The sequence below is a fragment of the Cellulomonas sp. URHE0023 genome, from assembly GCF_000688475.1.
Classification (GTDB): Bacteria; Actinomycetota; Actinomycetes; order Actinomycetales; family Cellulomonadaceae; genus Cellulomonas.
This window is the reverse complement of the sequence record NZ_JIAN01000006.1, coordinates 114,455-133,926: the sequence shown is the minus strand read 5'-3', so window position 1 is coordinate 133,926 and position 19,472 is coordinate 114,455. Positions and strand designations below refer to the sequence as shown.

General features: G+C 70.3%; 17 protein-coding genes. 5 read left to right on the top strand and 12 right to left on the bottom strand.

All coding sequences use genetic code 11. From position 1 onward, the window contains the following. The first annotated feature begins 71 nt into the window (after positions 1-71). Positions 72-1,199 carry an epoxide hydrolase family protein gene (locus N553_RS0109850; protein WP_028046376.1) on the top strand — a complete coding sequence of 376 codons (1,128 nt, stop codon included), beginning with the start codon at positions 72-74 and terminating at the stop codon, positions 1,197-1,199. A gap of 149 nt (positions 1,200-1,348) precedes the next feature. Here the strand turns inward: N553_RS0109850 and N553_RS0109845 are convergent, their stop codons facing one another. The 3 genes from N553_RS0109845 to N553_RS0109835 all read right to left on the bottom strand — a co-directional run bounded on the left by N553_RS0109845 (position 1,349) and on the right by N553_RS0109835 (position 4,748). Continuing rightward, positions 1,349-1,777: an iron chaperone gene (locus tag N553_RS0109845; RefSeq protein ID WP_028046375.1), complete on the bottom strand. Its 429-nt coding sequence runs from the start codon at positions 1,775-1,777 to the stop codon at positions 1,349-1,351. A 119-nt stretch (positions 1,778-1,896) separates the two neighbouring features. Then, positions 1,897-2,334: an iron chaperone gene (locus N553_RS0109840; RefSeq protein WP_028046374.1), complete on the bottom strand. Its 438-nt coding sequence runs from the start codon at positions 2,332-2,334 to the stop codon at positions 1,897-1,899. A gap of 62 nt (positions 2,335-2,396) precedes the next feature. Next, a complete protein-coding gene (locus tag N553_RS0109835) occupies positions 2,397-4,748 on the bottom strand; it encodes an excinuclease ABC subunit UvrA (protein WP_231505227.1) in 2,352 nt (783 codons plus the stop codon). A gap of 125 nt (positions 4,749-4,873) precedes the next feature. On the opposite strand from N553_RS0109835, the gene N553_RS0109830 reads away from it, so the two are divergent. From N553_RS0109830 to N553_RS0109820, 3 genes are all read left to right on the top strand, one after another. Further along, the gene (locus tag N553_RS0109830) at positions 4,874-7,144 is read left to right on the top strand and encodes an LLM class flavin-dependent oxidoreductase (RefSeq protein WP_028046372.1); all 2,271 of its coding nucleotides are present in this window, start codon (positions 4,874-4,876) and stop codon (positions 7,142-7,144) included. Then, positions 7,141-7,623: a heme-degrading domain-containing protein gene (locus tag N553_RS0109825; RefSeq protein ID WP_028046371.1), complete on the top strand. Its 483-nt coding sequence runs from the start codon at positions 7,141-7,143 to the stop codon at positions 7,621-7,623. The genes N553_RS0109830 and N553_RS0109825 overlap by 4 nt, the downstream gene beginning before the upstream one ends. Positions 7,624-7,699: 76 nt before the next feature. Beyond that, on the top strand, positions 7,700-8,212 hold the full coding sequence (locus N553_RS0109820) for a hypothetical protein (protein ID WP_028046370.1): 513 nt from the start codon (positions 7,700-7,702) through the stop codon (positions 8,210-8,212). A gap of 1 nt (position 8,213) precedes the next feature. Here N553_RS0109820 and N553_RS0109815 read toward each other — a convergent pair whose 3' ends face one another. Next, positions 8,214-9,149 carry an aldo/keto reductase gene (locus N553_RS0109815; RefSeq protein ID WP_028046369.1) on the bottom strand — a complete coding sequence of 312 codons (936 nt, stop codon included), beginning with the start codon at positions 9,147-9,149 and terminating at the stop codon, positions 8,214-8,216. A 173-nt stretch (positions 9,150-9,322) separates the two neighbouring features. Between N553_RS0109815 and N553_RS0109810 the strand changes: the two genes are divergently transcribed. Next, on the top strand, positions 9,323-9,667 hold the full coding sequence (locus tag N553_RS0109810; RefSeq protein WP_028046368.1) for an RNA polymerase-binding protein RbpA: 345 nt from the start codon (positions 9,323-9,325) through the stop codon (positions 9,665-9,667). Between the two features lie 17 nt (positions 9,668-9,684). Here the strand turns inward: N553_RS0109810 and N553_RS0109805 are convergent, their stop codons facing one another. The 8 genes from N553_RS0109805 to N553_RS0109770 form a co-directional block, all read right to left on the bottom strand. After that, entirely contained in the window at positions 9,685-10,452 is a 768-nt protein-coding gene (locus N553_RS0109805) for a polyprenol monophosphomannose synthase (RefSeq protein WP_028046367.1), read from the bottom strand. Then, positions 10,449-12,014, bottom strand: coding sequence for an apolipoprotein N-acyltransferase (gene lnt / locus N553_RS0109800; protein ID WP_034621710.1), 1,566 nt, complete (start codon positions 12,012-12,014; stop codon positions 10,449-10,451). The genes N553_RS0109805 and lnt overlap by 4 nt, the downstream gene beginning before the upstream one ends. A gap of 429 nt (positions 12,015-12,443) precedes the next feature. Then, positions 12,444-14,081, bottom strand: a complete 1,638-nt coding sequence (locus N553_RS0109795; RefSeq protein WP_028046365.1) for an amidohydrolase — start codon at positions 14,079-14,081, stop codon at positions 12,444-12,446. A 19-nt stretch (positions 14,082-14,100) separates the two neighbouring features. Continuing rightward, entirely contained in the window at positions 14,101-16,983 is a 2,883-nt protein-coding gene (locus N553_RS0109790; RefSeq protein ID WP_028046364.1) for an RNA helicase, read from the bottom strand. A 56-nt stretch (positions 16,984-17,039) separates the two neighbouring features. Further along, positions 17,040-17,957, bottom strand: a complete 918-nt coding sequence (locus N553_RS0109785) for a diacylglycerol kinase family protein (protein WP_028046363.1) — start codon at positions 17,955-17,957, stop codon at positions 17,040-17,042. Then, positions 17,954-18,742 carry a twin-arginine translocase subunit TatC gene (gene tatC / locus N553_RS0109780; RefSeq protein ID WP_028046362.1) on the bottom strand — a complete coding sequence of 263 codons (789 nt, stop codon included), beginning with the start codon at positions 18,740-18,742 and terminating at the stop codon, positions 17,954-17,956. The genes N553_RS0109785 and tatC overlap by 4 nt, the downstream gene beginning before the upstream one ends. A 43-nt stretch (positions 18,743-18,785) precedes the next feature. Then, a complete protein-coding gene (gene tatA, locus N553_RS22090) occupies positions 18,786-19,079 on the bottom strand; it encodes a Sec-independent protein translocase subunit TatA (RefSeq protein ID WP_034621708.1) in 294 nt (97 codons plus the stop codon). Between the two features lie 62 nt (positions 19,080-19,141). Further along, positions 19,142-19,471 (bottom strand): hypothetical protein, encoded by a 330-nt coding sequence (locus N553_RS0109770; RefSeq protein ID WP_028046361.1) that lies wholly within the window; start codon positions 19,469-19,471, stop codon positions 19,142-19,144. Between the last annotated feature and the right edge of the window lies 1 nt (position 19,472).

The window sequence follows — 19,472 nt, the reverse complement described above, 5'->3', positions numbered from 1 at the left end:
ACAAGTCCTTGGGTCAACGGCCCGCTCGGTGGTACCGCCGGGGTGTCGGAGGGCGTCCGTAGCGTCGGGCCATGAGCACCCGACCGTTCACCGTCCACGTGCCCGACGCGGTCCTGGAGGACCTGCGGGGCCGCCTCGCTGCCACCCGGTTCCGCGACGACTCGCCGCGCCGCCCAGCCTCGGGGATGTCGGCCACCTACCTGCGGGAGCTGGTCGGCTCCTGGTCTGCATTCGACTGGCGTGCCCGGGAGGCGTGGCTCAACGGGCACCCGCAGGTCCTGGCGGACGTCGACGGCACGACGCTCCACGTCGCCCACCTGCGCTCGTCCAACCCCGACGCCCCCGCGATCCTGGTCATGCACGGCTGGCCGCACACGTTCGCGCTGCAGCTCGACTTCGCCGACCTGCTGCCGGACTTCCATGTGGTGGTGCCCAGCCTGCCGGGCTTCGCCTTCTCGCCCGCCTGGGGCGACGAGGCGATGAGCGAGCAACGACTGGCGGAGCTGATGCACACGCTGATGACCGATGTGCTGGGCTACCGCCGGTTCCTGACCTACGGCGAGGACCTCACCGCCAACGTGAGCGACCTCCTCGCCGCCACGCACCCCGAGTCCGTGGCAGGCATCGTGGTGACGCACGCGCACTTCCTGACGCAGGACGAGCGCGAGGCGACGACCGACCCGGTGGAGCGCGCCTTCTACGACCGGATGGGGGAGGGCTGGTACGACCAGGCCGGCTACGCCCACGTCCAGAGCACCCGTCCGGACACGGTCGCTGCGGCGCTGAACGACTCACCCGCCGGGCTCCTCGCCTGGATCACCGAGAAGCTCGTCGAGTGGAGTGACACGCCGAAGGGAGATCCGGCAGCCGTCGAGTCGCGCATCGCTCGGGACCGGATCCTCACGGAGGCGACGATCTACTGGGCGACGCAGTCGATCGCCACGTCCTTCCGCACATCCTTCGACGGCGCGGACGCGACGATCCCACCTGTCGAGGTGCCGGCCGCGGTCTTCGTGCAGCGTCACGAGCACGACAACCCGGAGAGCGTCGCCCGCCGGTTCTACCGCGATCTGCGGGTCTTCGAGCGGCTCGATGAGGGCGGCCACTTCACGGTCGCGGAGGTGCCCGCAGCGATGGCGGCTCGTGTCCGTGCGTTCGCCCAGTCCGTGGGCGTGCGCCACGAAGACGTAATGTCATAATGTGCATTATCGGCACTTAACTAGGACGAGTGCGCCGGTGGACCGATGCCGGGCAGCTGCGCCGCGACGGTCGACTCGTCGCAACCTGATACGTCTGTGTACCAGTCCGGAACGCGACCCTAGACGCGCCGGCTCCGGGACCCGACCGGTCAGCCGACCGCGTTCTTCACCAGCTCGGCGATCTTCTTCTCGTCGGCCTGCGTCAGCTTGGTCAGCGCGAACGCCACCGGCCACATCGAACCGTCGTCCAGCGCCGCGGAATCGTTGAAGCCGAACGTCGAGTACCTCGTCTTGAACTTCGAGGACGCCTGGAAGAAGCAGACGATCTTGCCGTCCTTCTCCCATGCGGGCTGCCCGTACCAGGTCTTGGGCGTCAGGTCCGGGGCGACGTCTTGGACGATCGCGTGGATTCGTTCGGCGATCAAACGTTCTTCGGGGTTCATCTCGGCGATCTTGGCGAGCAGGTCCGCCTCGCCGTCCGCCTTCTTGCTCTGGCGGCGGACCTCCCTGGCGCGTTCCTTCATCGCCGCGCGCTCTTCCGTGGTGAAGCTTTCGGACGACTTGTTCGTCTCCGCCATCGCACACTCTCCGTACCAGGTCGAGGGTCGCCACCGGCCGCGTGTGGGCCGGCGACCGGTGACGAGCCTACGGAGACGGTGTGCGGCCCGCGAGGGGCCGGAAGCCGCCGCGACGGACGCTAGGCCGCCGCCTGCTTCACCAGGGACACGATCCGGTCCTCGGCGGCGGTGGTCAGCTCGGTGAGCGCGAACTCCGTCGGCCACATCGGGCCGTCGTCGAGCGCGGCCGAGTCGCTGAACCCGATCGTCGCGTAGCGGGCCTTGAACTTGGCGGCCGGCTTGAAGAAGAGCACGACCTTGCCGTCCTTGGCGTAGGCGGGCATGCCGTACCAGGTCTTCGGTGTGAGATCAGGGGCCGCGTCGCTGACCAGCATGTGCAGCCGCTCGGCCATCACCCGGTCGGCGTCCTCCATCTCGGCGATCTTGCCCAGGAGCTCGACGAGACCGTCGCCCTTCTTCCCGTGGACCTCCGCGGCGCGCTCCTTCATGGCGTCGCGCTCTTCGTCCGTGAATCCGCCGGTCGTCGTTGCTGTCGTGGCGTTCGTCATGTCCGTCATCCCCTTCGAGTTGTGGTCTCGATGGGTTGACGTTTCCCGCCGTGGAGATGTGACGGCAGGCCTCAGGCGCCGACGTAGGCCGCCAGGTGCTCGCCCGTCAGAGTCGTTCGGTGCGCGACGAGTTCCGCCGGTGTCCCCTCGAAGACGACGAGACCGCCGTCGTGGCCGGCCCCGGGGCCGAGGTCGATGATCCAGTCGGCGTGCGCCATGACGGCTTGGTGGTGCTCGATCACGATGACGGACTTGCCGGAGTCGACGAGCCGGTCGAGCAGGCCGAGCAGGTTCTCGACGTCCGCCAGGTGCAGGCCGGTCGTGGGTTCGTCCAGGACGTAGAGGTCGCCCTTCTCCCCCATGTGCGTTGCCAGCTTGAGCCGCTGGCGCTCCCCGCCGGAGAGCGTCGGCAGTGGCTGGCCGAGGCGCAGGTAGCCGAGGCCCACGTCGACCAGGCGGGCAAGGATCGCGTGTGCTGCGGGAGTCTTCGACTCCCCCGTCTTGAAGAACGCCTCCGCCTCTGTGACCGACATGGAGAGCACCTCGCTGATGTCTCGTCCTGCGAGGTGGTACTCGAGTACCGAGGCGTCGAACCGCTTGCCCTCGCAGACCTCGCACGTCGTCGAGACGGTGGCCATGGGACCCAGGTCGGTGTAGATGACACCGGCGCCGTTGCAGTTCGGGCAGGCGCCCTCCGAGTTGGCGCTGAACAGCGCTGGCTTGACGTTGTTGGCCTTGGCGAACGCCTTGCGGATCGGCTCGAGCAGACCGGTGTAGGTCGCGGGGTTGCTGCGTCGCGAGCCCTTGATCGCACCCTGGTCGATGGACACCACACCCGCGTCGGACGGGATCGAGCCGTGCACGAGCGAGCTCTTGCCGGAGCCGGCGACACCCGTGATGACGACCAGGACGCCGAGCGGGATGTCGACGTCGACGTCGCGCAGGTTGTTCGCGGACGCCCCGCGGATCTCGAGCCGCCCCGACGACGGACGCACCGTGTCCTTGACTGTCGACCGGTCGTCGAGGTGTCGCCCGGTGAGCGTGCCGCTGGCGCGCAGGTCGTCGACCGTGCCCTCGAAGCAGATCGTGCCCCCGTCGGTCCCGGCGCCCGGGCCGAGGTCGACGACGTGGTCGCCGATCACGATCGTCTCGGGCTTGTGCTCCACGACGAGGACGGTGTTCCCCTTGTCGCGCAGCGCCAGGAGCAGGGTGTTCATCCGTTGGATGTCGTGCGGGTGGAGCCCGATCGTGGGCTCGTCGAAGACGTACGTGACGTCGGTGAGAGACGACCCGAGGTGCCGGATCATCTTGGTCCGCTGCGCCTCGCCACCGGAGAGCGTGCCCGACGGCCGGTCGAGCGAGAGGTAGCCCAGCCCGATGTCGACGAACGAGTCGAGGATCTCGCCCAGTGCCTTGAGGAGCGGCGTGACCGACGGCTCGTGCAGTCCCCGCACCCACTCGGCCAGGTCGCTGATCTGCATGGAGCAGGCGTCGGCGATGTTGATCCCCCCGACCTTCGACGACCGCGCGCCCGCGTTGAGCCGCGTGCCACCGCAGTCGGGACACGTGGTGAACGTCACCGCGCGGTCGACGAACGCGCGGATGTGCGGCTGCATCGCCTCCCTGTCCTTGGTGAGCATCGACTTTTCGATCCGCGGGATCAGTCCCTCGTAGGTCATGTTGATCCCGGCGATCTTCATCCGCACCGGCTCGTGGTACAGGAAGTCGTGCAGCTCCTGCTCCGTGAAGTCGCGGATCGGGGTGGCCGGGTCGAAGAAGCCGGACTCCATGTACAGCCGCGTGTTCCAGCCGCCGCCGGTGTAGCCGGGAATGGTGAGCGCGTCCTGGTTGAGCGCCTTGGAGTCGTCGTAGAGCTCGGAGAGGTCGATGCTCGTCGCGCTGCCCATACCTTCGCAGCGCGGGCACATGCCGCCGGTGACCGTGAAGCTACGACTTTCCCTGACCGTCTCGCCGCCGCGTTCGGTCGTGATCGCCCCCGCCCCGGAGACGGAGGCGACGTTGAACGAGAACGCCTGGGGCGAACCGATGTGTGGCTGCCCGACGCGGCTGAACAGGATGCGCAGCAACGCGTTCGCGTCGGTCGCCGTCCCGACGGTGGACCGCACGTTCGCGCCCATCCGCTCCTGGTCGACGATGATCGCGGTCGTCAGCCCGTCGAGCACGTCGACGTCCGGGCGCGCCAACGTCGGCATGAAGCCCTGGACGAAGCTGCTGTACGTCTCGTTGATCATGCGCTGCGACTCGGCCGCGATCGTTCCGAAGACGAGCGAGCTCTTGCCTGATCCCGACACCCCGGTGAACACCGTGAGCCTGCGCTTCGGCAGCTCGACGCTGACGTTCTTGAGGTTGTTCTCCCGCGCGCCCTGCACACGGATCAGGTCATGGCTGTCAGCTACGGTCACCCGCGAGATCTTGCCACGCGGGTCCGACGCACGGGCAGGTCAGCCGCCGCTCCCCCGTTCGCGAGTGGACGACGCGAAGCGGCGTATGGTTGAAGCATCAATTACCTACGCGGAAGGTGCGCACCGTGCCCGACTACGGCCATGACCTCGTCTTCGGCAGCTTCCTGACGCCGTCGGCGAAGGACCCGCAGCGGGTGGTCGCCCTGGCGCAGACCAGCGAGCGGGTCGGGCTCGACCTCGTGACCTTCCAGGACCATCCGTACCAGCCCGCGTTCCTGGACACGTGGACGCTCCTCTCATGGGTGGCGGCGTCCACGTCGACCGTGCAGCTGTCCGGCAACGTGCTCAACGTGCCGCTGCGTCCACCAGCGGTCCTCGCAAGGGCAGCTGCGAGCCTCGATCTGCTGTCCGGGGGTCGGCTCGCACTCGGACTGGGCTCCGGCGCGTTCTGGGACGCGATCGTCGCCATGGGAGCGCCGCGGAAGACCCCAGGCGAGGCCGTCACCGCGCTCGACGAGGCGATCGACATCATCCGTGGCATCTGGGACGCCGACGAGCGGGCGCCGCTGCGCGTGCATGGCACGTTCCATGCCGTCGACGGCGCGAAACGCGGACCGGCGCCAGCCCATGACATTCCGATCTGGCTCGGCGCGTACAAGCCGCGGATGCTCCGGCTCGTGGGCGCCAAGGCTGATGGGTGGCTGCCGAGCCAGGGCTATCTCCAGCCTGGTGACCTGGCTCGGGGCAACGCCGCGATCGACGAGGCGGCCCACGCCGCAGGCCGCGACGCTCGTGAGATCCGGCGGCTGCTCAACGTCGGCAGCGGTCCGCAGGGCTCGACGGAGCAGTGGGTGGACGAGCTTGTCGCGCTGGTCCTCCAGGACGGGATCGCGACGTTCATCGTTGCGAGCGACGACGACCGTGCGCTGGCAGTCTTCGGGCAGGAGGTTGCGCCCGCGGTGCGTGAGGCAGTCGCGGCTGAGCGATTCTCGTCGGGCACAGCGACCGGGGCGGTCCGTCCGGCGGCGGCCCTCGCCAGACGTCATCCGGGCATCGACTACGACGGTCTCCCGGCCTCCCTCGTCGGCAAGGCCGTGGAGCCCGGGGACCGGGAGTACGGGCGCGTACGTTCCACCTACGTGTACTCCGGCTCCCCCGGCATCGTGATCCGTGCGACGTCGCCCCAGGACGTCAGCGACGCGATCGTGTTCGCACGAGCCCAGGACGTTCCGTTGGCCGTCCGTAGCGGCGGTCACGGGATCAGCGGCCGTGCGACCAACGACGGTGGCATCGTCATCGACGTCGGGAGGCTCGACACCATCGAGGTGCTGGACGCGGACCGCGGGCTGGTCCGGCTCGGCGCCGGCGCCCGCTGGGGCGACGTCGCCTCCGCGCTCTCGCCGCACGGGCTCGCGATCAGCTCAGGAGACTACGGCGACGTCGGAGTCGGTGGTCTCGTCACGGCCGGCGGCCAAGGGTTCCTCGCACGCTCGTACGGCTTGACGCTGGACCACGTGGTCGCGGCCGAGCTCGTGCTGGCGGACGGCAGGATCGTCCGTGCGGATCACGAGCACGAGCCCGACCTGCTGTGGGCCGTCCGCGGCGCGGGCGCGAACTTCGGCATCCTCACGGCCGTCGAGATCGAGGCGGCGCAGGTGGGCGACGTCGTCCACGCGACGATCCTCTTCGACGCCACGGACACCGCCGCCTTCCTGGAGTCCTGGGCTGCGCTCGTGGAGAGGTCGCCGCGCGAGCTCACCAGCTTCCTCACGGTGATCCCCGCGAACGGCCAGAACCCCGCCATCGGGTACACGATCGTCGTCTGGGCGAACGACGACACGGACGCCGCGGTCGCGTCGTTGGAACCGTTCCTCGACCTTGCACCCGTCCTCCAGCAACACGCTCGGGTGGTGCCGTACTCGACCGTCGTGCCCGCGCACCACGGTCCGCACACCGGCGGTCCTGCGCCCGCGTCCCGCGGCGGGCTCATCGACCACGTGACACCCGAGCTGGCCGCCTTGCTGGGCGACCTCGTGGCGTCGGGGGTGTCCGACATGGTGCAGCTTCGGTCTGTCGGAGGTGCCGTCAACGACCTCGACCCCTCGGCCACGGCGTACGCGCACCGGACGCAGAACTTCTCGCTCGCCGCAGCGGTGAGAGGCAGCAGGCGGGCACAGATCGACCAGTGGTGGGAACGGCTCGCGCCGCACCTGGACGGCGTCTACCTGAGCTTCGAGACCGACCAGTCGCCCGCCCGCCTCGCTCAGGCGTTCCCGCCCGAGACGCTGAGCAGGATCGCCCGTCTCAAGGTGACCTACGACCCGGAGCACGTGTTCGACGGCAACTTCGGCGTGCAACCGGAGGCCGCCGCGCCGCGTGCCACGATGTCGTCATGAGCGCCGACGACGTCACCCAGATCCAGCGAACCATCGCCACCATCGAGCAGCAGGAGCGCGACCTGGTGTTCAGCCGGTTCACCCACGACGACGCGTGGGAGCTCGGCTGCCTGCTGGTCGAGCTGGGGCAGGAGCGCGACCTGCCGATCACCGTGGACATCCAGCACGGCACGCAGCAGGTCTTCCACGCCGCGCGGGCAGGCACGACGGCCGACAACGACACCTGGGTCGCCCGCAAGGTCCGGGTCGTCCTTCGGTTCGGCGCGCCGTCCTACCTCGTCGGCCTGCGTGCCAAGGCCAAGGGCACGACATTCAACGAGCAGCACGACCTGCCGCTGCGCGAGTACGCCGCCCACGGTGGCGCGTTCCCGATCCGTGTGCGCGACGTCGGCATCGTCGGTGTCGTGACCGTCTCGGGCCTTCCGCAGGCGGACGACCACGCCCTCGTCGTCGAGGCGTTGACCGCGCACCTGGCCTGAGCCGACCCCAGCCCGGCCCTGACGTCGGCACCCAGCTAACCCGTTCGAGCCGTTGCCCGGCATCCAGGGTTGTCGCATGACGGCGCACGGGTACGACGACGACTGGTACGACCGGCAGTGGGACGCCCACCGCGCGAGCAGGGAATGGGACGCGCTCGAGTGGGAGCACGGCGGTCCGGACGACGACCTGCCGGAGCACCCGGTCGGGCCGGTCCGGACGCCCGATGACGCGCTGGCCGTGCTCCTCGCACTGGTGGGTGCGCAGCGCGCGGGTGAGCCGGCCCTGTGGTTCGTCATGGTCGACGCCCAGGGGTACACGCTCCCGACAGTGCTGCCCATCACGGACGTGCCGCTGCACGCCGACCGAGAGGTGGTGCGACGCCTGCTGGACGTCCTCGGATCGGTGCTCGCCGAGGACGGGCCGGGAGGATCGGTGCTCGTCGGCCTCGTGCGCGCTGCCGGTGGAGACCGAGGGGCGTTCGAGGAGTCCTGGACGCGTTCGCTCCGGGAGGGCGCCGACGCGATCGGCATGCGCCTGTGGGGCGTCGCAGCGATCGGCCAGAGCCGCGCACGAATGCTCGAGTGGTGAGTCAGCCGGCTGGGCTGGTCGACGCGTCGTCGATGGCGGCGAGCTGGTCGAGCGTCGGCTCCCAGAGGATCGACGCGACGTTCGCGCGCAGCTGCTCAGGGGTCCGTGCGCCGGCGATGACGGTGGCCACCGCAGGCTGCGCCGCCAGTCCGCCCAGCGCGAGGGTCGGAAGGTCGATCCCCCACTCCCGAGCCAGCGTGGTCAGCGCGTCGATCCGGTCGAAGTCCGCGCGCGCCAGTCGGTCCGGCCACCGCGACAGGCGCGAGCCGTCCGGTGCGGACTCGTCGCGCCGGTACTTGCCGGTCAGGAGTCCGGAGGCGAGCGGGACGTACGGGATCAGCGCGACCCCCACCTGCTCGAGCGCGGGGACGAGCTCGCTCTCTGCGGCGCGATCCAGCAGGTTGTACCGGTTCTGGGCCGACACGAACGCCGTAGCTCCCGCGGTCCGGGCAGTCCAGTCGGCGTCGACCACCTGCCAGGCGGCGAAGTTGGAGGAGCCGATGTGGCGGACCTTTCCTTCCACCACCAGCTCGTGCAGCGCCGCGAGCGTCTCCTCGATCGGCGTCACCGGGTCCGGGACGTGCATCTGGTACAGGTCGATCCGGTCCGTCCGTAGCCGCCTGAGCGACGCCTCGACAGCTGCCCGGATGTACTCACGTGAGCCGGCAGTGACGCCCTCCGGAGCGCCGGCGCCGAACTTGCTCGCGACCACCACCTGGTCGCGCGCGCCCGCGAGGGCCGCGCCCAGTAGCTCCTCGCTCTGGCCGAACGTGCCGCCGTAGACATCGGCTGTGTCGAAGAACGTGATGCCCGCGTCGAGCGCCGCCGACACGAGACCCGGCACGCCGCCCGGGGTGAGCGTTGCGCCGAACGTGTTGCATCCGAGACCTGCGACGGACACGGACGGGCCGAGGTCGCCGAGCTGCCGGAAGGTCATCTGCCTGGTGGGGGCCTCGAACGTCACGATGCGACATTAAGCCTCTCCGTCAATTGCTGACACCGTTCACCATCCCTTCACGTCTACCTGGAACACTGGAGGGGCGTCCACCGTTGGAACCGGTGGAAGTACACACTCTCGACGGCCGTACAACGGCACGGAGGTTCCCCACGATGGCAAACCGGTCCCTGCGCGGCATGCGCATCGGGTCCCACAGCATGGAGACGGAAGACGGCGTCGAGTTCGCGCCCCGGCTCCAGGCTCACTACGACTGCCCCAACGGGCACACGATCATTCTGCCGTTCTCGGTCGAGGCCGACGTTCCGGTGGTGTGGGAGTGCCGTTGCGGCGAGGAGGCACTGCTTCGCGACGCGTCGCGACCCGAGGTGAAGGCCGGCAAGCCGCCGCGCACGCACTGGGACATGCTGCTCGAGCGTCGCACCGTCGGTGAGCTCCAGGAGCTCCTCGACGAGCGTCTTGACCTGCTCCGCTCGGGGAAGTTGCGCCGCAGCGCCTGACGACGGGTTCGAACCCCTCACGAACGCCTGAACGCTCCCGCCACACGGCGGGAGCGTTCTGCTATCCCCCACCGGGTCACGCTGACCAGCGCCTCCGCGACGATCGCGCGGCTCATCTTCGACGTACCGATCTCGCGCTCGACGAACGTGATCGGGACCTCGCGCACCCGCGCACCCTGCCGGACCGACCGCCACGCCATGTCGACCTGGAAGCAGTAGCCCTGCGACGCGATGTCGTCGAGCACGAGGTCGCGCAGCAGGCTCGCGCGGTAGGCACGGAAACCTCCGGTGGCATCGCCGAGCGGGATTCCCAGCATGACGCGGGTGTAGATGTTGGCGCCGCGCGACAGGACGTGCCGGCTCAACGGCCAGTTGAGCACAGCTCCGCCGGGCACCCACCGGGAACCGAGCACGAGGTCCGCGTCCTGGACCGCGTCCAGGATCGTGGGAAGGTCCTCCGCCCGGTGCGATCCGTCGGCGTCCATCTCGACGACGACGTCGTACGACCGCTCGAGCGCCCACCGGAACCCCGCGATGTACGCGGTCCCGAGCCCGAGCTTTCCGGACCGGTGCATCACATGCACCCGGCGCAGCCCCGAGCCGGCTGCCTCGAGCGCGGCGAGGTCCTCGGCGAGCTGGCCTGTACCGTCCGGCGAGCCGTCGTCCACGACCAGCACGTCCGCCTCCGGCACGTGCGTGCGCAACCGGTCCAGTGCGATGGGCAGGTTCTGGGCCTCGTTGTAGGTGGGGACGATGACGAGCACGCGTCCGAGCGAGGCGCTCACGCCGCTGCTCCGGTCCGGTCCTCGCGACGAAGCGCACGGGCTCCCGCGACCCCGGCGACGACCATCGCGATCGCCAGGCCGTCGATGATCCACGCCGGCCACGATCCCCACCTGGTCGCGAGGGTCTGGGAGGTGCGCAGAGGCAGCGACGCCACCATCTGCGCCGCCGTGAACAGGTCCGTGTCCTGAGCCACCACACCGTTGGGGTCGATGACCGCGCTGACGCCGACCGTCGAGATCTGGACCGTCGCGCGACCGTGCTCGATCGCGCGCATCCGTGACATGGCCAGCTGCTGGGTGGACTCGTCGGAGACGCCGAAAGAGGCGTTGTTGGTCTGCACGACGAGCACCTCTCCCCCGGCTCTGACCGCCTCGCGGACGATCGAGTCGTACGCGACCTCGAAGCAGATGACGTCACCGATGCCGACCGTGCGGCCCAGCCGCTCGGACTCCAGGGGGATGTACCCAGGCTTGTCGCCCGGCAGCATATCTCTGGTCACCAGGTCGACCGCCGAGGAGAACGGGCGCACGAGCGAGCGCATCGGGATGTACTCGGCGAACGGCGCGGGGTGCTGCTTGGAGTAGGTCGCCGTGACCCCGACGCCGGGCTCCCACAGCACCGCTGTGTTGTACCGGCCACCGCTCTGCGGGTACTGGACCGTGCCGACGAGCATGGGCGCGTCGACGGCTTGCGCCGCGTCGTCGATCAGCGTGGCTGCTTCCACGTCCACCTGAGGGTCGATGTCCGTGCCGTTCTCCGGCCACAGCACGAGGTCGAGCTCACCGGGGTCGACCTGGTCGAGCAGGGCGTACGTCCCCTGCACGTGGTTGTTGAGGACCGCCTTACGCTGCCCGAACGCGTCGAGACCGGTGCCCGGGACGTTGCCCTGGACGGCACCGATCTCGAGGTTCCCGTCCTCGGCCTGGGTGTCGAGAGGTATGACGAGCCCGATGACGAACAGCGCCGCCACGGTCGCGACGGCGGCGCCCAGCCGTACAAGGTGCAACCGGCGTGCGGCGAGCCAGATCCGCGCGAAGAGCACGCCGATGGCAACGACGACACCACTGAGCAGCGGGCTCCCAGCGATCGACGCGAAGGCCGCGAGGGGCGAGTCCGCCTGCGAGAAGACGAGCCGCCCCCAGGGGAAGCCCCCGAACGGCCAGGTCGACCGGAGCTCCTCGGCCGCCACCCACAGGACGGAGAACACGACGACCTGGAGAGCCCGGTTGCGCCAGACCGCATGCCCTCGTCGCGCCCAGGACCATGCCGCGCCGAACAGCGCGACGTACGACGCTTCGAGCGTGGACAGCGCCAGCCACGGCACCTGTCCCACGGCGTCACCGGTCCAGCTGATCAGCGGGACGAAGAACGCCAGCCCCCACGCGAACCCGACGAGCGCGTTCCAGCGCGCACTGTCCCGGCGCATCGCCAGGTACAGCAGGGCGATGCCGACGAAGACGGTCCCCCACCACCCTGGCGCAGGAAACGCGAGCCGGGTCAGGTAGCCACCGGCGAGAGCGAGAACGAGAGTCCACCAGCGGGCGGGTTCACGGGCGGGCACCTCAGGAGAGTACGTCAGCCGGGCCCCGCAGATGACCGCCGCGGTGCGGATCTGTGGGCGCCGACCGACCGGCCCGCGTGTCCTTCGTACCGGTCTGCGTGCATGCGCACGGACCGTTGTCTACTGAACACGCGGGCCCGGTCGGAGCCCTAGCTCTCCACCCTTGCCCCCCATGGCCCGACGTCGTCGTGGGCATGTCGCTCCGGTGGATCTCCTGAAACCTACCGAGATCCCAGGGAGTGTCAAGGCCACATCGGCGCAGGTGGGAGCCGTACGTGCAGGTCACCTGTGCCCCGTGCGCACGGTCTGTCCCGTTCGGTGCGGCGTGTCGGTCCGCGTGTCGCAAGATCGGTCGGAATCGGACGGGACCGCACCGAGGACGACCGCGGGTTTTTCACCCGGTCGGCCGTCCAGGATGCTCGACGAGTCTCAGAACGTGTCGAAAAGGACGGTCGACCCGCGGACGGTGCGCAAGCACTCGGGCATCGGTGCCCCGGGCGACATGTCGGGCAGGAGCGGGATCCCGGCACGGGCGTCGGTGCTCCAGGACGAGAACCGACCGTCGGCGGCCTGCACGGTCAGGTGCTCGGCGCGCCACACCGCCAGGTGCGCCGGAGACCCGACGCGCAGCTCTCCGGCGCCGTCGTGGTCGAGGCCGGCCAGGCGCCAGCCACCGCGGGTCGAGGCCCGGAACGCCGCTCGTGCGGAGATCCGCTGGTCGGACGACCTGTGCTGCACGGCGGCCCGGACGGCGGCCCACGGGGAGATCGGTGTGACGGGCGAGTCCGAGCCGAACGCCAGAGGGACCCCGGCTGCTGCCAGGTCGGCGAAGGGGTTGAGGGCGGCCGCACGACCAGCGCCCAACCGCGCCGCGTACATGCCCTCGGCGCCGCCCCAGGCGGCATCGAACCCGGGCTGGACGCTCAGCTGGATGCCGAGCAGGACGAACGCCGCGAGCGTCGGAGCGTCGACCAGCTCCGCATGCTCGAGCCGATGACCTCGACGGGCGATCGCTGCGACTCCCTCGACGTCGGCAGCGGCGCGCAGCCCGATCAGCAGCTCGTCCATGGCGCGGTCGCCGATGACGTGGAAGCCACCCTGGACGCCTGCGCGGGTGACCGCCGTGAGGTGGTTGCAGATCTCCTCAGCGGTCAGGTACAGCACACCCGTGTGGTCCGGCGCATCCGCGTAGGGGCCGCGCAGCGCGGCCGTCCGCGAGCCGAGCGAGCCGTCGACGTTCAAGTCTCCGCCGATGCCCGACAGTCCGGGGATGGCAGCGAGGATCTCGCGTGCGTCGTCGACCGTCACGCACTTCTCACCGCGGTAGCCCACCAGGTGAGGCAACGCGCTCTGCTCGTCAGCCGTGAGCTCGAGGAGCTCGACGAGCCCGGCCCGCGTGTCGATGAACGGGGCCGACTGCTCGTGCACCGACACGACACCCTGGGCGGCCGCGTGCTCCAGGGCGTTCCGGTACAGCGCAGTCCTGCGGTCCGGCGCGACGGTGCGGGCCGCGTCCCGCGCCGCGTGGTGGGCGTCGCGCTCGACCCGCCCGTCGAAGTTCCAGCCCGGAAGGACGTCGAGGCCGGCGCGTGCCGTCAGGGCGCTCGAGACGACCGCTGAGTGCACGTCGACCCGCGCGAGGTACACCGGTGCCCCGCCCCCGGCGGCGTCCAGCTCGTCCCGCGTGGGCGGCCGGCGCTCGGGCCAGTGCTGCTCGTCCCACCCGAAGCCGAGCAGCGGGCTGTCCTGCAGAGCGGCTGGTCGTCTCCCGGCGGCGCGGTGCACGGCGTCGAGCGCGTCCGCGAGCGAGTGCACTCCCCCGGCCGGCGAGAGGTCGATGCTCTCGAGCGCGAGGCCGGTCTCCAGGACGTGCACGTGTGCATCCACGAAACCCGGGGCGACGAGCGCGCCGTCGAGGTCGATCACCTCGTCGGCCCGGGCGACGAACCCGTCGGCGGTGTCGTCGGCCCCGACCCAGGCCACCACTCCGTCCTCGACGAGCAGCGCCTCGGCGAACGGGTCAGCGGACGTGTGCACCGCGCCGTGGCGGTAGAGGGTCGAGCTCACACCGGCACACACTAGGGCCCTACACCGAGGAGTACGCCACCACTCCGTGCCGGAGCGCGTCGACCGCCTTGCGTGCCGTGTCCCGGACACGGTCCTGGGGGGCGGCCTGGGCGATCTGGTCGAGCACGTCGATGACCTGCTTGCACCAGCGCACGAAGTCCCCGGCCGAGAGCTCGTTGCCCTTGAGCACGGCGTCCAGGCTGCGTCCGGCCGCCCACCGGTGCACAGCCTCGACGAGCCCCGTGTCCAGCGGCTGCGTCGTCTCCACCTTGTGGGCGGACTCGAGGTCGTCGAGCTCCGACCAGGCCCGGACGGTCGCGTCGAGAGCGACGCCGAGCCTGCTCGAGGGGCCTCCCGGGACGTGCGGCTCGCCCTGGTCGTCCCGGCGGGACCGGTAGACGAGGGTCGAGACGGCCGCCGCCAGACCCGGGGCGTCGAGCTCGTCGAAGACGCCGCGGCGCAGGCACTCCGCGAGCAGCAGGTCGTTCTCCGCGTAGATCCTGCGGAGCCAGCGGCCCGCGTCAGTGACCTCGAGGGTGGAACGACCGTCCCCCGGGCCGGAGTGCGCATCAGACTGCGACAGGTATCCCAGCTCCAGCAGGACGTCGCAGATGCGGTCGAACACCGCCGCGATCGAACCCGTGCGGCCGGCGATCCGAGCGACCAGCGCGTCGTGCTCGCTGGACAGACGCGCCCAGCGCTCGGCCCAGCGCATGTGGTCCTCGCGTTCCGGGCACCCGTGACAGGGGTGCGCGCGCATCCTGCGGCGCAGCTCGGCGATCTCGGCGTCGTCGGTGGCCGCGACGCGGCGCGTGGGGCGAACCCTGTTCTTCGAGGTGTGTGCGTGGCCACCGTCGTCCACGGCCGTGCGGAGCTGGGCCGCGAGGTCACGGCGGGCAGCCGGGACACGCGCCGTGAACCCCTTCGGAACCCGCAGGAACCCCACGGTCCGCGCGCCGGTGCCGACGTCGGCGACGGTGAGCTTGCGAACCTGGCGGTCGACCGTCAGGACGGTCGGCTTCGGCCCGTCGAACCCGGCGTCGCCACCGGGGTCAATGACGACGACGTGGCCCGATCGCCGAGCGACCGGGATCTCGAGCACGTCACCCACGCGCAGACCCTCGAGGGTCCGCGCCACCTCGGCCCGCCGGGCGGAGGCCTCGGCGCGTGTGAGGTCCTTCTCACGGGCGGTGATCTGGCGACGCAGGGACGCGTACTCGGCGAAGTCGCCCAGGTGGCACTCCATCGCCTTCGCGTAGCCGTCCAGGGCCTCTGTGTGGCTCTGCGCCTGCCGTGCCAGGCCCACCACTCCGCGGTCGGCCTGGAACTGCGCGAAAGACGTCTCCAGCACCTCTCGTGCGCGGTCGCGACCCACCTGCGCCACCAGGTTGACGGCCATGTTGTACGTGGGGCGGAAGCTGGACCGCAACGGGTAGAGGCGCTTGGACGCCAGCCCCGCGAGCTGCACCGGGTCCAGCCCCTGGTGTGCGACGACGACAGCGTGGCCCTCGGTGTCGATTCCCCGACGCCCGGCACGCCCGGTGAGCTGGGTGTACTCCCCCGGTGTCACGTCGACGTGGTTGGAGCCGTCCCACTTGACGAGCTTCTCGAGCACCACGGACCGGGCGGGCATGTTGATGCCCAGCGCGAGGGTCTCGGTGGCGAACACAACCTTGACCAGCCCCTGCGAGAACAGGTCCTCGACCGTCTCCTTGAACAGCGGGAGCATCCCCGCGTGGTGCGCGGCGACGCCTCGGCTCAGAGCCTCCGCGAACTCCCAGTAGCCGAGCACGGGCAGGTCCTCGGGCGGGACCGCCGCGCAGCGCTCCTCGACGATCATCCGGATCCGTGACTGCTCCGCGGGGCTGGTCAGGCGCACGCCGGCTGCCAGGCACTGCTGCACGGCACCCTGACAGCCGGCCCGGGAGAAGATGAAGACGATCGCCGGCAGCAGCCCGTCAGCCTCGAGCGCGTCGACGACGGCGAAGCGGGGCGTCGGCTTCCCGCCGCCCGGCCGGCCCGGTCTGCTCTGGCGGCCCTGCTGCCGGCCACGATGGGCCGGCCCCCGCCGAGCAGGGACCTCCTCACGGTTGCTGCGACGCAGGAGGTGGCTCAGATCCGGGTTGATCGGAGGGTCGACGCCGGGCGCAGTGGGATCGACATGGCCGGCGTACAGATCCAGCAGCTCGCCGCGTACAAGCACGTGCTGACCCAGCGGGACCGGGCGGTGCTCGCTCACGACCACCGTGGTGTCACCCCGCACGGTGGCCAGCCAGTCTCCGAACTCCTCGGCGTTGGACACGGTCGCCGACAGCGACACGAGCTGGACGTCGTCGGTGAGGTGGATGATCACCTCCTCCCACACGGGGCCGCGGAACCGGTCGGCCAGGTAGTGGACCTCGTCCATGACGACGAACCCGAGCCCGTGCAACGTCGTAGACCCTGCGTAGAGCATGTTGCGGAGCACCTCGGTGGTCATCACGACGACGGGCGCATCCCCGTTGATCGTCGTGTCGCCCGTCAGGAGCCCGACCTTCTCTGGTCCGTAGCGGCGGACTAGGTCTCCGTACTTCTGGTTGGAGAGGGCCTTGATGGGCGTCGTGTAGAACGCCTTGCGGCCCGACTGCAACGCCAGGTGCACTGCGAACTCGCCGACGACCGTCTTGCCTGCGCCGGTCGGTGCGGCGACCAGGACACCACTGCCCCGCTCGAGGGCCAGGCATGCGTCCACCTGGAACTCGTCCAGCGGAAACGCAAGCAGCTCCCGGAACCGGGCGAGCTCCGTGCGCTCCTCCTGCGCCCTGCGCCGTGACGCCGCGTAGCGCTCGGCCGGCGAGGGCTCCGCGGAAGGTGCAGCAGGACGTGCCTCAGGAACCGACGACTTGCGGGAGCGGGCCACCACACGCACACCCTAGGCACACCGCGACCTCCGGGGCAGGCCGCCGCGCCCCGTCGCGGTCAGCGCAGCACGGACAGGGCGCCAGCCTCGACCGTGACGCGCAGCGGGATCGGGCCCACCCGCTCGCCGTCGGCGAACGCAGCGGGAGGTGGGCGCCCCAGGTCAGACATGGGCTCGATGAGCACCGACCTGCTGCGAAAGACGTCCACGGACGGGTGCGCGAGGTGCTTCCCGCGGTAGATGCCGGGGAAGATCTTGACCACGCCGGTCTTGCTGAACGGTCCTGCGACGATGACGTCGAGGAGCCCGTCGTCCACCACGGCGTCCGGGGCGATGTGCAGGCCGCCACCGAACCACTGCGCGTTGGCGACGGCGACCAGGCTGCCGGTCGACTCCCAGACGTGGTCGTCCATCGTCACGCGGTACCCGTAGGGAGCGAAGCTCGGCAGCTCGGCGACGAGCGCGCGGACGTAGCGGCCCGAGCCCTTGGGCCAGGTCATCTCGTTCGCGCGCGCGTTGATCGCAGCGTCGAAGCCACAGGACAAGACGCCGAGGTACCACTCGTGCGCCGCCGTCCCCGGCGGGCCCACCCGCACCGCGTCGACATGCCGCGGTCCCTCTCGCAGGCCGTGCTCGATTGCGGCGACCGACGCGTCGACATCGCCCGGCTTGGGCAGGCCGAGCGTGCGCGCGATGTCGTTGCCCGTCCCCGCCGCGACGATGCCCAGGGGCAGGTGCGAACCTGCGACGACGTTCACACCGAGGTGCACCATCCCGTCGCCCCCGACGACCACCAGTGCATCCAGACCGTCGAGTACGGCCGCGCGGGCGCGGTCGGTGGCCAGCGCGAGCGAGGTTGCGGACAGGTCCTGCACCTCGTACCCGCGACCGCGCAGGAGCTCATGTGTGCGCCAGCCGGCCGCCGTCCCCCGTCCCTTGCCCGCAGTGGGGTTCACGACCACGCCGAGCCGGGTCACGCGGTCTCGCCCGTTGCCTCGTCGGGCAGGTAGCCGTCGAGCGTCGGCAGGCCTTCGGCGAGGCGACGCTTGTTCACCCGACGGTCGTGCAGCGCGCACACACCGAGCGCCACGAAGTACAGCCCGCAGATCGGCAGCGCGACCATGATCATCGTGATCGCGTCGGGGGTCGGCGTCATCACGGCGGCGAACACGAACGCGACGAGGATCGCCCAACGCCAGCCGCGACGCCAGGCACCGGCCGAGACGAGTCCGGCAAAGTTCAGGGCCACCATGAGCACCGGCAGCAGGAACGCCAGCCCGAAGGCCAGGACGAGCCGCATGACAAAGCTGAGGTACGTCTGGGCGTCGGTGATGTTGGTCGCGCCCTGGGGCGTGAAGTCGATCAGGAGCCGGACCGCGTTGGGCAGCGCCCACCAGGCCAGGGCCGCACCGGCGAGGAACAACGGCACGGCAGCACCGACGAACGCGTAGGCGTATCCGCGTTCCTTGCGGGTCAGTCCTGGCGTGACGAACGCCCACAGCTGGTAGATCCACCACGGGCTCGAGATCAGCACACCGAGGAAGAACGCGACCTTGACCTGCATGTCCAAGGCCGTGGCAAGTCCGGCGAAGTTCAGGGTGATGAGCTCACCACGTTCGGCCGCGACGTCGTTGACCGGTTGCTGGAGCGCCTCGAACACCGGCGTGTAGAGGAACCAGCCGATGACGGCACCGACGAGCAGGCCCAGGACGGCGAGGAACAGCCGGTGACGCAGCTCGACCAGATGTGCCCGCAGCGGCATCCGGCCGCCGGGTTCACCCCCGCGGCGTGCGCTCACCTGTGGTTCAGGCCTTCGGCGGGGCGGAGCCCTCGGTCGGCTCGGGCCGGTCCGGGGTGACCACGGGAGTCTGGACGACCACGGGAGGAGGCACCACGGTGTTCTGCGCAGCGGGCGGCGTGTTCGGCGGGTCCGTCAAGGGCGCGTCGTCGGTCCTGAGGTCCTTGACCTCGCTCTTGAAGATCTTCAACGACTGGCCGACGCTCTTGGCAACGTCCGGGAGGCGCTTGGCTCCGAAGAGGAGCAGCACGACGATGAGCAGCACGATGACGTGCCACGACTGGATCCCGTTCCTGAGCACGGCGCTGACCCTCCTTCGTCAAGATGACCTGGTGATCGTACCCGCGTGGCGAGGGCGGTCGTTCACCGCCAGTATGCGCGCCATGTACGACGTGTCGCTTCGCGACGATCCGCTCGGGCCGCACGACGTCCGGCGGCGGCGACCCGCAGCTCGGCATACCGGTCGTACACCTCGCCAGGGTCAGCGAACACCGTCGGGCCCGTGTCCGGCCGGAGCGCGGCCTGCGCGGCCTGCAGCTCCTCGACCCGGACGGCGAGCCGCTCCGCAACCTCGGCGGCGCGCCCCAGCTCCTTGGCCAGTGCCACGCCCGAGCGCCACAGCCGGCGGCCGACGAAGAAGGCACCCACGAGCGTCGCCAGCACGAGGACCGTCCACACCGAGAACCACAGCATC

Excerpts from the sequence above, each read along its gene's own strand:
- N553_RS0109820 (WP_028046370.1), top strand. The coding sequence starts at position 7,700 with ATGACGGCGCACGGGTACGACGACGACTGGTACGACCGGCAGTGGGAC.
- N553_RS0109810 (WP_028046368.1), top strand. The coding sequence starts at position 9,323 with ATGGCAAACCGGTCCCTGCGCGGCATGCGCATCGGGTCCCACAGCATG.
- N553_RS0109770 (WP_028046361.1), bottom strand. The coding sequence starts at position 19,471 with ATGCTGTGGTTCTCGGTGTGGACGGTCCTCGTGCTGGCGACGCTCGTG.
- N553_RS0109845 (WP_028046375.1), bottom strand. The coding sequence starts at position 1,777 with ATGGCGGAGACGAACAAGTCGTCCGAAAGCTTCACCACGGAAGAGCGC.
- N553_RS0109850 (WP_028046376.1), top strand. The coding sequence starts at position 72 with ATGAGCACCCGACCGTTCACCGTCCACGTGCCCGACGCGGTCCTGGAG.
- N553_RS0109840 (WP_028046374.1), bottom strand. The coding sequence starts at position 2,334 with ATGACGGACATGACGAACGCCACGACAGCAACGACGACCGGCGGATTC.
- tatC (WP_028046362.1), bottom strand. The coding sequence starts at position 18,742 with ATGCCGCTGCGGGCACATCTGGTCGAGCTGCGTCACCGGCTGTTCCTC.
- N553_RS0109825 (WP_028046371.1), top strand. The coding sequence starts at position 7,141 with ATGAGCGCCGACGACGTCACCCAGATCCAGCGAACCATCGCCACCATC.
- N553_RS0109815 (WP_028046369.1), bottom strand. The coding sequence starts at position 9,149 with ATGACCTTCCGGCAGCTCGGCGACCTCGGCCCGTCCGTGTCCGTCGCA.